This is a genomic window from Nocardioides palaemonis (assembly GCF_018275325.1).
Classification (GTDB): Bacteria; Actinomycetota; Actinomycetes; order Propionibacteriales; family Nocardioidaceae; genus Nocardioides; species Nocardioides palaemonis.
This window is the reverse complement of sequence record NZ_JAGVQR010000004.1, coordinates 772,203-784,668: the sequence shown is the minus strand read 5'-3', so window position 1 is coordinate 784,668 and position 12,466 is coordinate 772,203. Positions and strand designations below refer to the sequence as shown.

13 protein-coding genes and 1 tRNA gene are annotated in these 12,466 nt (G+C 71.5%); 7 read left to right on the top strand and 7 right to left on the bottom strand.

Going from position 1 to position 12,466, the window contains the following annotated elements; translation table 11 throughout:
- Nucleotides 1-7 precede the first annotated feature (7 nt).
- The 4 genes from recR (at nt 8) to KDN32_RS19475 (ending at nt 3,584) form a co-directional block, all read left to right on the top strand.
- A complete protein-coding gene (recR, locus tag KDN32_RS19490; RefSeq protein WP_211733992.1) occupies nt 8-604 on the top strand; it encodes a recombination mediator RecR in 597 nt (198 codons plus the stop codon).
- Nucleotides 601-1,182, top strand: a complete 582-nt coding sequence (locus tag KDN32_RS19485) for a DUF5063 domain-containing protein (RefSeq protein WP_211733990.1) — start codon at nt 601-603, stop codon at nt 1,180-1,182. The genes recR and KDN32_RS19485 overlap by 4 nt, the downstream gene beginning before the upstream one ends.
- A gap of 78 nt (nt 1,183-1,260) precedes the next feature.
- Nucleotides 1,261-2,541: an aspartate kinase gene (locus KDN32_RS19480; RefSeq protein ID WP_211733988.1), complete on the top strand. Its 1,281-nt coding sequence runs from the start codon at nt 1,261-1,263 to the stop codon at nt 2,539-2,541.
- Complete coding sequence (locus KDN32_RS19475) at nt 2,541-3,584, top strand: aspartate-semialdehyde dehydrogenase (RefSeq protein ID WP_211733986.1); 1,044 nt, start codon at nt 2,541-2,543, stop codon at nt 3,582-3,584. Before KDN32_RS19480 ends, KDN32_RS19475 begins: the two co-directional genes overlap by 1 nt.
- A 93-nt stretch (nt 3,585-3,677) precedes the next feature.
- Here the strand turns inward: KDN32_RS19475 and KDN32_RS19470 are convergent, their stop codons facing one another.
- From KDN32_RS19470 to KDN32_RS19455, 4 genes are all read right to left on the bottom strand, one after another.
- Nucleotides 3,678-4,283, bottom strand: a complete 606-nt coding sequence (locus KDN32_RS19470) for a hypothetical protein (protein ID WP_211733978.1) — start codon at nt 4,281-4,283, stop codon at nt 3,678-3,680.
- An 82-nt stretch (nt 4,284-4,365) separates the two neighbouring features.
- A tRNA-Pro gene (locus KDN32_RS19465) sits at nt 4,366-4,439 on the bottom strand.
- Between the two features lie 78 nt (nt 4,440-4,517).
- Entirely contained in the window at nt 4,518-5,150 is a 633-nt protein-coding gene (locus KDN32_RS19460; protein WP_211733976.1) for a dihydrofolate reductase family protein, read from the bottom strand.
- A gap of 10 nt (nt 5,151-5,160) precedes the next feature.
- The gene (locus KDN32_RS19455; protein WP_211733974.1) at nt 5,161-6,096 is read right to left on the bottom strand and encodes a metallophosphoesterase; all 936 of its coding nucleotides are present in this window, start codon (nt 6,094-6,096) and stop codon (nt 5,161-5,163) included.
- 25 nt (nt 6,097-6,121) lie between these two features.
- Between KDN32_RS19455 and KDN32_RS19450 the strand changes: the two genes are divergently transcribed.
- Entirely contained in the window at nt 6,122-6,580 is a 459-nt protein-coding gene (locus KDN32_RS19450; protein ID WP_211733972.1) for a GatB/YqeY domain-containing protein, read from the top strand.
- 32 nt (nt 6,581-6,612) lie between these two features.
- Here KDN32_RS19450 and KDN32_RS19445 read toward each other — a convergent pair whose 3' ends face one another.
- The gene (locus KDN32_RS19445) at nt 6,613-8,952 is read right to left on the bottom strand and encodes a transglycosylase domain-containing protein (RefSeq protein WP_211733970.1); all 2,340 of its coding nucleotides are present in this window, start codon (nt 8,950-8,952) and stop codon (nt 6,613-6,615) included.
- 193 nt (nt 8,953-9,145) lie between these two features.
- On the opposite strand from KDN32_RS19445, the gene KDN32_RS19440 reads away from it, so the two are divergent.
- Nucleotides 9,146-9,433, top strand: coding sequence for a WhiB family transcriptional regulator (locus KDN32_RS19440; RefSeq protein ID WP_211735029.1), 288 nt, complete (start codon nt 9,146-9,148; stop codon nt 9,431-9,433).
- 5 nt (nt 9,434-9,438) lie between these two features.
- On the opposite strand, the gene bagB is transcribed toward KDN32_RS19440, so the two are convergent.
- The gene (gene bagB, locus KDN32_RS19435; protein WP_211733969.1) at nt 9,439-10,587 is read right to left on the bottom strand and encodes an ArsA family ATPase; all 1,149 of its coding nucleotides are present in this window, start codon (nt 10,585-10,587) and stop codon (nt 9,439-9,441) included.
- Nucleotides 10,584-11,588: an ATPase BagA gene (gene bagA / locus KDN32_RS19430; protein WP_307854228.1), complete on the bottom strand. Its 1,005-nt coding sequence runs from the start codon at nt 11,586-11,588 to the stop codon at nt 10,584-10,586. The genes bagB and bagA overlap by 4 nt, the downstream gene beginning before the upstream one ends.
- A gap of 100 nt (nt 11,589-11,688) precedes the next feature.
- On the opposite strand from bagA, the gene KDN32_RS19425 reads away from it, so the two are divergent.
- Entirely contained in the window at nt 11,689-12,465 is a 777-nt protein-coding gene (locus KDN32_RS19425; RefSeq protein ID WP_211733966.1) for a CoA transferase subunit A, read from the top strand.
- The last annotated feature ends 1 nt before the right edge of the window (nt 12,466 follow it).

Here is a 12,466-nt window from a genome sequence, read left to right as displayed (position 1 = left end):
CACGCCGTTGTACGAAGGTGTCGTCCAAGACCTGATCGACGAGCTGGGCCGGCTGCCCGGCGTGGGTCCCAAGAGCGCGCAGCGCATCGCGTTCCACCTGCTGCAGGCGGAGCCCACCGACGTGCGCCGGCTGGCGGACGTGCTGATCGAGGTGAAGGCGCGGGTGAAGTTCTGCTCGGTCTGCTTCAACGTCAGCGAGGACGAGCAGTGCCGCATCTGCCGCGACCCGCGCCGTGACCCCGCGGTGCTGTGCGTGGTCGAGGAGTACAAGGACGTCGTCGCGATCGAGCGCACCCGCGAGTTCCGCGGCCGCTACCACGTCCTCGGCGGGGCGATCTCCCCGATCGACGGCATCGGCCCCGACCAGCTCCACGTCAAGGAGCTGATGCCGCGGCTGGCCAGCGGCGAGGTCACCGAGGTCATCCTCGCCACCGACCCCAACCTCGAGGGCGAGGCCACCGCGACGTACCTCACACGACTGCTGTCGCCGATGGGGTTGCGCGTGACCCGGCTGGCGAGTGGACTGCCCGTGGGTGGTGACCTCGAGTACGCCGACGAGGTCACCCTCGGACGCGCTTTCGCCGGAAGGAGATCAGCAGAATGACCGAGGTCGAGGAGACTCGCTTCGGCGAGCAGATCGCCGACTCCGTGGAGAGCTTCCTGCTCGCGCTGCGGGAGATCGCGCGCGAGGGCAACGGCTCGCAGGCGGTCTCGCTGCTGCTGCTGGAGATCAGCCAGGTCCTCCTGGCCGGAGCCCGGCTGGGTGCGCAGAACGACTTCACGCCGCGCGAGGAGTACCAGCCCGACGTCGGGCCGGAGGCCGACATCGACGAGCTGCGGCTGCGGCTGGCCGAGATGCTGGGCGGCATCGACGCCTACGCCTTCGTCTTCGACCCCTACGTCCCCGACGTCGTCGAGAGCCGGCTCTCCGACGACATGGCCTCGATCGCGATCGACCTGGAGAACGGCCTGCGCCACTTCCGCTCCGGCAACGTCGACGAGGCGCTGTGGTGGTGGCAGTTCTCCTACGTCAACAACTGGGGCAACCTGGCCGGTGCCGCGCTCAACGCGCTGCTGACCGTCGTCGCCCACGACCGCTTCGACACCGACTTCGAGGCCAACGCCGAGGCGGTCGCGGTCGCGGATGAGATGCTCGACGGGCCGCTCGGCACGCAGCCGTAGAATCGTCCCCGGACCTGCCGGCAACGGCGCCTGCGGGCGACCATCACCCGACCGCACCCGATTGTCGAGGGATCAACCGTGGGCATTGTCGTGCAGAAGTACGGCGGCTCCTCGCTCGCCGACGCCGACGCCATCAAGCGCGTCGCGAGGCGCATCGTGGAGGTCAAGAAGTCCGGCCACGACGTGGTCGTCGCCGTGTCCGCCATGGGCGACACGACCGACGACCTGCTCGACCTGGCCGCCGCCGTGACGCCGCTCCCGCCGGCCCGTGAGCTCGACATGCTCCAGTCCGCCGGCGAGCGGATCTCGATGGCGCTCGTCGCGATGGCGATCAGCGACCTCGGCTTCACCGCCCGCTCGTTCACCGGCTCGCAGGCCGGCGTGATCACCGACGCCCAGCACGGCAAGGCCAAGATCATCGACGTGACCCCGGGTCGCGTCACCCAGGCGATCGGCGAGGGCCACATCGTCATCGTCGCGGGCTTCCAGGGCGTCTCGGCGGACACCAAGGAGATCACCACGCTCGGCCGCGGCGGCTCCGACACGACCGCCGTCGCGCTCGCCGCCGCGCTCGACGCCGACGTCTGCGAGATCTACACCGACGTCGACGGCGTCTTCACCGCCGACCCGCGCATCGTGCCGAGCGCCCGCAAGCTCGACCGCGTGTCCTACGAGGAGATGCTCGAGCTCGCCGCCTGCGGCGCCAAGATCCTGCACCTGCGCTGCGTGGAGTACGGCCGTCGCTACGACATCCCGATCCACGTCCGCTCGTCGTTCAGCCAGCTCGAGGGCACCTGGGTCAGCAACGACCCGAAGCCCGGTCAGGAAGAGACCACCATGGAACAGCCCATCATCGCCGGCGTCGCCCACGACCGCAGCGAGGCCAAGATCACCGTCGTCGGCGTGCCCGACAAGGTGGGCGAGGCCGCGCGCATCTTCGAGGCGCTCGCCGACGCGCAGATCAACCTCGACATGATCGTGCAGAACATCTCGGCGGCCGCGACCAGCCTGACCGACATCTCGTTCACCCTGCCTCGCACGGACGGGCAGACCGCGATGACCGCGCTCGCGCGGATCCAGGCCGAGGTCGGCTACGACAAGCTGCTCTACGACGACAAGATCGGCAAGGTGTCTCTGATCGGTGCGGGCATGCGCTCGCACCCGGGCATCACCTCGAAGTTCTTCGGTGCGCTCGCCTCCGCGGGCGTCAACATCGGGATGATCTCCACCTCGGAGATCCGGATCTCGGTCGTGGTCGACGAGAACACCGTCGACGACGCCGTGCGGGCCACGCACACCGCGTTCGACCTCGACGCCGACGACGTCGAGGCCGTCGTCTACGGCGGGACCGGCCGCTGATGGGCGTCACCATCGGCATCGTCGGTGCGACCGGGCAGGTCGGCGTCGCGATGCGCCAGATCCTGCTGGAGCGGCAGTTCCCCGCCGACCGGGTGCGCTTCTTCGCCTCCTCCCGCTCCGCCGGGACGGTGCTGCCCTTCGGCGACCGCGAGATCACGGTCGAGGACGCCGAGACCGCCGACCCGACGGGGCTCGACATCGCGCTGTTCTCCGCCGGCGCCACGACCTCCCGCGCGCTGGTGCCGAGGTTCGTCGAGGCCGGCGTGATCGTCGTCGACAACTCCAGCGCGTTCCGCAAGGACCCCGACATCCCGCTCGTCGTCTCCGAGGTCAACCCCGACGCGATGGCGTCGGTGATCGAGGCCGGGCGCGGCATCATCGCCAACCCCAACTGCACCACGATGGCCGCGATGCCGGTCCTCAAGCCCCTCCACGACGAGGCCGGCCTGACCCGGCTCGTGGTCTCGACCTACCAGGCCGTCTCCGGCTCCGGCGTGGCCGGCGTCGACGAGCTCGCCCACGGCGTGGCCGAGGCCGGCGACAAGGCGCGCGAGCTGGCCTACGACGGGTCGGCGATCACGTTCCCCGAGCCGGTGAAGTACGTCGAGCCGATCGCCTACAACGTGCTGCCGATGGCCGGCTCGGTCGTCGACGACGGGCTCAACGAGACCGACGAGGAGCAGAAGCTCCGCAACGAGTCGCGCAAGATCCTCGGCATCCCGGACCTCCGCGTCTCCGGCATCTGCGTGCGCGTCCCGGTCTTCACCGGCCACTCGCTCGCGGTCAACGCCGAGTTCGCGCGGCCGATGACCCCGGCCCGCGCCCGCGAGATCCTGGCCGGCGCCGAGGGCGTCGAGCTCGACGAGGTGCCGACCCCGCTCAAGGCGGCCGGCAAGGACCCGTCCTACGTCGGGCGGCTGCGCGCCGACGAGGGCGTGCCGGACGACCGCGGCCTGGCGCTGTTCATCAGCAACGACAACCTGCGCAAGGGCGCCGCGCTCAACACCGTGCAGATCGCGGAGATCATCGCGGCCGGGCGCTGACGTCTGCCTCTTCAGCGATCCCCGGCTGACCGGGGATCGCTGAACATGTCAGGCCGTGCACGCCCTGACAAGTTCAGCGAGAGCCTGACAACCTCAGCGCACGTCGTGCGGCTGCGGGGCCCGGGCCTGGCCGTCGGACGACGCCAGCACCGCGGTGACCCACCAGGCGACGGCGTACGCGACGGCGCCGAGCACCGGCAGCGCGACAGCGGCCCACCAGTGGTCGAGCGCGTCGAGCAGCGCCACCAGCACCACGACCGCGGCGATGCCGACGGCGAGGGCGCTGGTCGACCCGGCGTCGCCGACGCCGAGCAGGCGCAGGCCCAGCGCGCCCAGCCACGCGAGGAGCACGAGCGAGGCGAGCAGCGCGGGGAGCCCGATCGCACCGCCGCAGGCCGACGTGCCGCGCACCGCCTCGCAGCCCGCGCCCAGCGCCCAGCCGAGGACGACGGCGGCGAGCCCGACGGCAACCCCGACGAGGAGGGCGGCCGAGGCACCGGGCAGGACGACCGCACGCGAGCGGCGTACGGGCTCGGGCTCGGGCTCGGGCGTCGGGTCGGGCTCCAGCAGCGCCGGCTCAGGGGCCGGCTCGGTGACAGGGTCAGGCGTCGGCCCAGCCGCGGCTGCCCGCCGTCGCCGCAGCGAGAAGGACGGCATCTCCAGCGAGGGTCCGTCGTCGGGCTGCTCGGTGTCGGCCATGGGGGCAGTGTGCCACCCGCGGTGCGCGTGGCCGGAGAAGCAGAACGCCGGACCTGCTGAGCAGGTCCGGCGTTCTGGTGTGTCGGGCTGACAGGATTTGAACCTGCGGCCTCCTCGTCCCGAACGAGGCGCGCTACCAAGCTGCGCCACAGCCCGCCGCCCATGGTCGACAGGTCGATCATGGGCAACGCGAGCGAGCATACCGGAGCGGTCAGGCCGCCCCGAAATCGCCCCTCAGGCGTCTGCGGGACGACGGGTCAGGCTGAGGTGCACGACGCCGCTCGGCGCGACGACGGACTCGACGTGGAACCGCTCCTCGAGGCCCTCGAGGCCGTCCCAGAGCAGGGTGCCGCGCCCCAGCACGATCGGCACCATCGCGAGGTGCAGGTGGTCGACGAGGCCCGCGGCGACGAAGTCGCGCACCGTCGTCGCGCCGCCGCCGATCCGGACGTCGAGGTCGCCGGCGGCCTCCTGCGCGATGGCCAGCGCGTCCTGCGGCGTGGTGCTGAGGAAGTGGAAGGTGGTGCCGCCGTCCATCTCGAGCGGCTCGCGGGGACGGTGGGTGAGGACGTAGGTCGGGGTGTGGAACGGCGGGTCCTCGCCCCACCAGCCGCGCCAGTCGGGGTCGTCCTGCCAGCCGGGCGGGCCGAACTTGTTGGCGCCCATGATCTCGGCGCCGAACCCGACGTCGTACTGCCGACCGAAGAGCGCGTCGACGCCGTTCGGCGCGCCGGGCTGCCAGGTCGCGAAGCGCCACTCGTGCAGCTTCATGCCGGCGTGGCCGAAGGGCGCCTCGAACGACTGCGGCTCGCCCGCGCCGTAGCCGTCGAGGGAGATCGCGAAGCTGGACACGCGCACGAGCGGCATGGAGCCCTCCTCAGGCGATGGACGTCAGGGTCAGCAGCGTCGCCTCGGGGCGGCACGCGACCCGGAAGCGGACGTACGGGTTGGTGCCGAGGCCGGCGGAGACGTGCAGCCACGCCGAGCCCGGGTCGCCCGGCGAGGAGTCGGCCGGGTGGCGGTGCAGGCCGCGCGCGCGGGCCGGCTCGATGTCGCAGTTGGTGGTGAGCGCCCGACCGCGGCCGTCGAGGGTGGGCAGGCACACCTGTCCGCCGTGGGTGTGTCCGGCGATGATCGCGTCCCAGCCGTCGGCGGCGAACTGGTCGAGGACGCGGAGGTACGGCGCGTGGGTCACCGCGATCCGGACGTCGGCGTCCGGGTCGGCGGGGCCGGCCACGCGCGGCAGGTCGTCGTACTCCAGGTGCGGGTCGTCGACGCCGACGAACGCGATCCGGGTGCCGCCGACGGTCAGCGAGCCGAAGCCGTTGGTGAGGTCGAGCCAGCCAGCGCGGCCGAAGCGCTCCTTGAGCTCGGGCCACGGCAGCTGGGGGGTCGAGGTGTTGCGACGCCCGGTGTCGGGGAGCAGGTAGCGCAGCGGGTTGCGCATGCCGGGGGAGTAGTAGTCGTTGGAGCCGAGGACGTAGACCCCCGGCACGTCGAGCAGCGCGCCGAGCGCGTCGGTGACGACCGGCACCGACCGCATGTGCGAGAGGTTGTCGCCGGTGTCGACGACCAGGTCGGGCTCGAGCGCGGCGAGGCCGCGCAGCCACTCCTGCTTGGCGCGCTGGTCGGGAGCCATGTGGATGTCACTGAGGTGGAGCACCGTGAGCGGCGCGTGGCCGGCCGGGAGCAGCGGCACGGTGACCCGGCGCAGGGTGTACTGCCGGGCCTCCCAGGCGGCGTACGCGGCGAGGCCGGCGCCGGCGGCCGCCCCCAGGGTCGCCGTGCGGCGCAGAACTGGGAGGAAGGCCATGCCGCAAGGCTGCCACAATGGACCCATGAGTGCTCTCAAGGACCGTCTCCGCGCCGACCTCACCACCGCCATCAAGGCGCGTGACGAGCTGCGCTCCTCGACGCTGCGGATGGTGCTGACCGCCATCACCAACGCCGAGGTCGCCGGCAAGGAGGCCCGCGAGCTCTCCGACGACGACATCATCGGCGTGCTGTCGACCGAGGCGAAGCGCCGCCGCGAGGCCGCGGTCGCGTTCGAGGAGGGTGGCCGCGCCGAGATGGCGGCCAAGGAGGCCGCCGAGGGCGAGGTGATCGCCGACTACCTCCCGGCCCAGCTCACCGAGGCCGAGATCGCCGACCTGGTCACCGCTGCCATCGCCCAGACCGGCGCGGCCGGCGAGGGCATGCGCGCGATGGGCAAGGTGATGGGCGTGGTGACCCCGCAGGTCAAGGGCCGCGCCGACGGCGGGGCCGTCGCCGCGGAGGTCCGCAAGCAGCTGGGCTGAACGGACTGGGCTGAGCGGGCTGGGCTAGCGGGTCAGCCCCGTCCGCCGCGCCCGCGCCCCTTGCCCTTGCCGCCGCCGTTGTTGGCGGGCGGCACGGAGCCGGTCGAGGTGTAGAGGGTGACGGTGTCGCCACTGCTCAGCGAGGTGCCGGGCTCGGGCGAGGTGTAGGCCACCAGCCCCTGGCCGACCTCGGAGCTGACCTCGCCGCCGTTGGCGACGACGAAGCCGGAGCCCTGCAGCGCCGCGGTGGCCGCCTCGACCGTCTGGCCGGAGACGTCGGGGACGCCGGTCAGCACGCCGGCGATCTCGTCGCCGGCCGGCGCCTGGAAGTCCTCGTAGGGGATGCGGTCCTGGATCGCGCCCATCGCGTCGCCCCAGACCGGGCCGGCGAAGCCGGACCCGGAGGCGGAGTAGATGGGTCGTCCACCGATGGTCTGCCCCTCGAGCTCGAGCCACTGGCCCTCGCCGTTGGCACCGGCGATCATCGCGGCGGCGGCGAGCTTGGGCGTGTAGCCGACGAACCACACCGACCGGCCGTCGTTGGTCGTGCCGGTCTTGCCGGCCGACGGCTTGTCGATCTGGAGCGCGGAGCCGAAGCCACCCTCCATGACGCCCCGGAGGATGTCGTTGACCGCGTCCGCCGTGGCGCCCGGCATGACCTGCTCGCACTGCGAGGAGAACTCCTTGAGCGGCTGGCCCTGCGAGTCGAGCACCGCGGTCACCGGACGCGGGTCGCAGTGCAGGCCGCGGGCGGCGAAGGTGGCGTAGGCCTGGGCCATGGTCAGCGGGTCGACGTCGGAGACGCCGAGGATCCACGACGGCACCTGCTGGGCCTGCGGCACGTCGACGCCCATCGACTTGGCGAGCGCCAGCGGCTCGCACATGCCGGTGCGGGTCTCGAGCTGGGCGAAGAAGGTGTTCACCGAGTTCTGGGTGCCGGTGTAGAGGTTGTAGCTGCCGAAGCCGGTGGAGTTCTGCGGGTCCCAGCCGTTGCCGTCGCCGGCGTAGGGACCGTCGCAGGTCTCGAAGTCGGAGTCGTCGAAGTGCATCGTCTGCGGCGAGTTGATGGTGGTGCTGAGCGGGATGCCCTGGTTGATGGCGGAGGCGAGCACGAACGCCTTGAACGTCGAGCCGGCCTGGAAGCCGTTGGCGTCGCCGTACTCCTTGGGGACCACGTAGTTGAGGTAGGTCTGGCCGGCCGCCTTGTCCTTGCCCATCGGGCGCGACTGGGCGAGGGCACGGACGTCACCGGTGCCGGGCTCGACCATCGCCAGCCCGCCGATCGCCTGGTCCTGCGGGTAGACGTGGCTGGAGACCGACTCGTCGGCCGCCTTCTGCATGTCGAGGTCGACGGTCGTCTTGATGGTGAGACCGCCGTTGTTGAGCGTGCGGCGGCGCTCCTTGACCGTGTCGCCGAGGACGGGGTCCTTGAGCAGCCAGTTGACGACGTAGTCGCAGAAGAACGGCGCCTGGGACTGCTGGCACCCGTTGGGCGAGTTCTCGATCTTCAGCGTCTTGGCGATCGGGCGATTCTTGAGCCGCTCGGCCTTCTTCTCGGTCAGCACGCCGAGCTGGGCGAGCCGGTCGAGGACGACGTTGCGGCGGCTCTCGGCGCGCTCGGGGTTGTCGACCGGGTCGTAGCCGACGGGGTTCTTCACCAGTCCGGCGAGCGTCGCCGCCTCGAGCAGGTTGAGGTCCTTGGCGTTCTTGGAGAAGAAGTGGCGCGCGGCGGACTGGACGCCGAAGGCGCCGTCGCCGAAGTAGGCGATGTTGAGGTAGCGCTCGAGGATCCAGTCCTTGGAGTGGTTCTTCTCGAAGGCGATCGCGTAGCGCAGCTCGCGGATCTTGCGGGCGTACGTCTCCTCGGTGGCCGCCTTGCGCTGCTCCTCGGTCTCCGCCTGGTAGAGCAGGGTCTGCTTCACCATCTGCTGGGTGATCGACGAGCCGCCCTGGACCGAGCCGCCGTTGGCCTGGTTGGTGATGAACGCGCGCAGCGTGCCCTTGAGGTCGAGCGCGCCGTGCTCGTAGAACCGGTAGTCCTCGATCGCGACGATCGCCTTCACCATGGGCCGCGAGATCTGCTTGAGGGGGACGTTGATCCGGTTCTGGTCGTAGAGCGACGCGATCACGTTGCCGTTGACGTCGACGATCGTGGTCTTCTGCGACAGGTCCTTCGCCTCGAGGGACTCGGGCAGGTTGACCATTCCCTTGGAGACGTCCTTGGCCGCTACTCCGACCAGCCCCGCGAAGGGGATGGCGAGGCAGGCGGTGAGGACGCCCATCACGACCGCGACGGCCGCCATCACCGCGAGGTGGGAGGCGATCCGGCCGGTCTCGGGACGTCCGGGACGGCGTGCGGGAGACGAAGGCATGGGCCCCAGAGTACGTGGCCGGGCCCATACCACCTGAATCCGAAGGGCGTGGCCACCTAGTCCGATTGGACTATGCGATTTGAGCCACCTGGCCCTGATGCCACCTCGTGGGATTCGTTTACTTTTCTTCAAGAGTCAGGGATGGCCGCTATGGGGGCGGCCAGTCGGCTCGATCACGATGTGGGGAACTGATATGTGGGTCGAGGACTGGGCATCGCGCGCCGCATGCAAGGGTGACACGCCGGACGCTCTCTTCGTGCGTGGCGCCGAGCAGAACAAGGCCAAGCAGGTCTGCGCCGGGTGCCCCGTGCGCACCGAGTGCCTCGCCGAGGCCCTGGACAACCAGATCGAGTGGGGTGTCTGGGGCGGCATGACCGAGCGGGAGCGCCGCGCGCTGCTCCGCCGCCGCCCGGGCTCGTCGTGGCGCAGCATCCTCGAGACCGCCCGCACCAAGGTCGAGGGCCCCTCCGTCAACGCCTGAGCTGATCAGCCCTGGCGGGCCAGGCGCTCGCCGATCGTCCGCAGGCCGTCGAGGTCGTGGACGTCGCCGGCCAGGGCCGGGACGGCCGCCGTCGCCACCGCCGGGTGCGACGCGGCGAACCGCTCGCGCAGGTGTCGCTCGCGCTCGATGATCCGCACGCGATCGGCGTGCAGGCGCAGCAGCCCCGCCGACAGCGACGCCGAGTCGGCCGCCGTCAGGCGGTCGGCCGCCGCGATCGCCTCCTCCGCCGACAGCGTCGTGCGCGGGTCGGGGGTGACCCGGTTGACCACCAGCCCCGCGAGGGGCATGGCGTCGTCGGTCAGCCGGTCCACGAAGTACGCCGCCTCCCGCAGCGCGTCCGGCTCGGGAGCGGCGACGACGACGAACGCGGTGCCGTCGGCCTGGAGCAGCGCGAACGTCTGCTCCGCGCGCTGGCGGAAGCCGCCGAAGAGGGTGTCGAAGGCCGCGACGAAGGTCTGCATGTCGCGCAGCACCTGCGCCCCGAGCACCTTGGTCAGCGCGTTGGTGACCACCGACAGCCCGGCCGTCATCAGCCGCGCCGGGCCCTTGGCCGGCGCGAGCAGCAGCCGGATGAAGCGGCCGTCGAGGAAGCTCGAGAGCCGCTCGGGGGCGTCGAGGAAGTCGAGCGCCGAGCGCGACGGCGGCGTGTCGACGACGATCAGGTCGTAGGAGCCGTCGGCCTGCGCCTGGCGGTGGAGCTGGCCGAGCTTCTCCATCGCCATGTACTCCTGGGTCCCGGCGAACGAGCTCGACAGCGCGACGTAGAACGGGTTGTCGAGGATCTGGCGCGCCTTCTCCGGGCTGGCCTGGCTCTCGACCACCTCGTCGAAGGTGCGCTTCATGTCGAGCATCATCGCGTCGAGCGACCCGCCCTTGCGCCCGCGCCTCGGGCGTAGGCCGGACACCGGCCGCGGCGTGTTGTCGAGCTGCTCGATCCCCATCGCCTGCGCCAGTCGTCGCGCGGGGTCGATCGTGAGCACCACGACCTTGCGGCCGCGCTCGGCGGCGCGCAGCGCGAGCGCCGCCGACGTCGTGGTCTTGCCGACGCCGCCGGAGCCGCAGCACACGATGATGCCGGTGCCGCGGTCGTCGAGGAGCGCGTCGACGTCGAGCGTGGGCGGGGTGAGCTTCATGCCATGCCCTGCTTCCTCAGCAGCTGGGCGAGCTCGACCAGCGCGCCGCGGTCGATGCCGCCGGCGATCCGCGGCAGCTCGTAGGTGGGCAGGCCCTCCTCGGCGACCAGGGCGCGCTGCTCGTCCTCGAGCCGACGGCGCACGGCGTGGTCGCGGGCCTCGTCGATGAGCGACTCGACGAGTCCGGCATCGACGTCCACCTTCGCGCGGGAGAGGTCGGAGGCCACCTGCGTCGGCTCGACCCGGTCCTCGCGGACCTGCGCGAGCGCGCCGGGGCTGAGGTCGCGGGGTCGGACCAGGTTGACCACGACGCCGCCGACGGGAAGGCCGGCCTCGCGGAGCTCGGCGATGCCGTCGGAGGTCTCCTGCACGGGCATCTCCTCGAGCAGCGTGACGAGGTGGACGGCGGTGCGCGGGGAGCGCAGCAGGTCCATCACCTTGTCGGCCTGGCTCTTGACCGGGCCGACCTTCGCGAGCCCGGCGAGCTCGGAGTTGACGCCGAGGAACTGACAGATCCGGCCGGTCGGCGGCGCGTCGAGCACGACGGTGTCGTAGGTGATCTGGTCCTTGCCGCGGGTGCCGCGCGGGCGCTGCACCGCCTCGTAGACCTTGCCGGTGAGCAGCACGTCGCGCACGCCGGGAGCGATGGTGGTGGCGAAGTCGATGACGCCGAACCGGTCGAGCGCCTTCCCGGCGCGGCCGAGCTTGTAGTACATCGCGAGGTACTCCAGCAGCGCCGACTCCGGGTCGATGTGCAGCGCGTGGACCTGGCCGGCGCGCCCGGTGTCGTCGGGGGCGCCCTTGGTGATCCGGCGCTCCTCGTAGGGCAAGGGGTCGACGTCGAACATCCGGGCGATGCCCTGGCGGCCCTCGACCTCGCACAGCAGCACGTTGCGGCCCGAGGTGGCGAGCGCCAGCGCGAGGGCCGCGGCGACCGTCGACTTGCCGGTCCCGCCCTTCCCGGTCACCACGTGCAGGCGCACCTTCGGCCAGTCGGTCACGTGACCAGCGTAGGGGGTGGCTCCACCCACACCCGGGGTGCTCGACAGTGGTCCCGGGGCACACAGTGGCGCCAGTCACACGACCGTTAGGGTCTGCGACATGGACAAAGTGGTCACCTCGGCGGCCGAGGCTGTCGCCGACATCCCGGACGGCGCCACGATCGCCGTCGGAGGCTTCGGACTGTGCGGCATCCCGTCGGTCCTCATCGACGCGCTGCTGGAGGCCGGCACCACCGACCTGCAGGCGGTGTCGAACAACTGCGGCGTGGACGAGTGGGGGCTGGGGCGGCTGCTGTTCGCCAAGCGCCTGCGGCGGATGATCTCCTCCTACGTGGGGGAGAACAAGGAGTTCGCGCGGCAGTACCTCTCCGGCGAGCTCGAGGTCGAGCTGACCCCGCAGGGCACGCTGGCCGAGCGGATGCGGGCCGGCGGCTCGGGGATCCCGGGCTTCTACACCGCGACCGGCGTCGGCACCCAGGTCGCCGAGGGCGGGCTGCCGTGGAAGTACGACACCGAGGGCAACGTGATCGTGTCGTCGCCGCCGAAGGAGACCAAGGTCTTCGCCACCGCCGAGGGCGAGAAGGAGTACGTCCTCGAGGAGGCGATCGTCGCCGACTTCGGTCTGGTGCGCGCCTGGAAGGGTGACCGGCACGGCAACCTCGTCTTCCGCGACTCCGCGCGCAACTTCAACCCGCTGGCCGCGATGTGCGGGCGGGTCACGATCGCCGAGGTCGAGCACCTCGTCGAGCCGGGCGAGCTGGACCCCAACGAGGTCCACACCCCGGGCGTGTTCGTGCAGCGGGTCGTCGAGCTGACGCCCGAACAGGCCGCGGACAAGCGGATCGAGAAGGTCACGACGCGGAAGAAGGAGGCCTGAC

What these genes read in the sequence shown, in the direction of transcription:
- KDN32_RS19485 (WP_211733990.1), top strand. Translation starts at nt 601, where the DNA reads ATGACCGAGGTCGAGGAGACTCGCTTCGGCGAGCAGATCGCCGACTCC.
- KDN32_RS19475 (WP_211733986.1), top strand. Translation starts at nt 2,541, where the DNA reads ATGGGCGTCACCATCGGCATCGTCGGTGCGACCGGGCAGGTCGGCGTC.
- KDN32_RS19470 (WP_211733978.1), bottom strand. Translation starts at nt 4,283, where the DNA reads ATGGCCGACACCGAGCAGCCCGACGACGGACCCTCGCTGGAGATGCCG.
- KDN32_RS19460 (WP_211733976.1), bottom strand. Translation starts at nt 5,150, where the DNA reads ATGCCGCTCGTGCGCGTGTCCAGCTTCGCGATCTCCCTCGACGGCTAC.
- KDN32_RS19455 (WP_211733974.1), bottom strand. Translation starts at nt 6,096, where the DNA reads ATGGCCTTCCTCCCAGTTCTGCGCCGCACGGCGACCCTGGGGGCGGCC.
- KDN32_RS19450 (WP_211733972.1), top strand. Translation starts at nt 6,122, where the DNA reads ATGAGTGCTCTCAAGGACCGTCTCCGCGCCGACCTCACCACCGCCATC.
- KDN32_RS19445 (WP_211733970.1), bottom strand. Translation starts at nt 8,952, where the DNA reads ATGCCTTCGTCTCCCGCACGCCGTCCCGGACGTCCCGAGACCGGCCGG.
- KDN32_RS19440 (WP_211735029.1), top strand. Translation starts at nt 9,146, where the DNA reads ATGTGGGTCGAGGACTGGGCATCGCGCGCCGCATGCAAGGGTGACACG.
- bagB (WP_211733969.1), bottom strand. Translation starts at nt 10,587, where the DNA reads ATGAAGCTCACCCCGCCCACGCTCGACGTCGACGCGCTCCTCGACGAC.
- KDN32_RS19425 (WP_211733966.1), top strand. Translation starts at nt 11,689, where the DNA reads ATGGACAAAGTGGTCACCTCGGCGGCCGAGGCTGTCGCCGACATCCCG.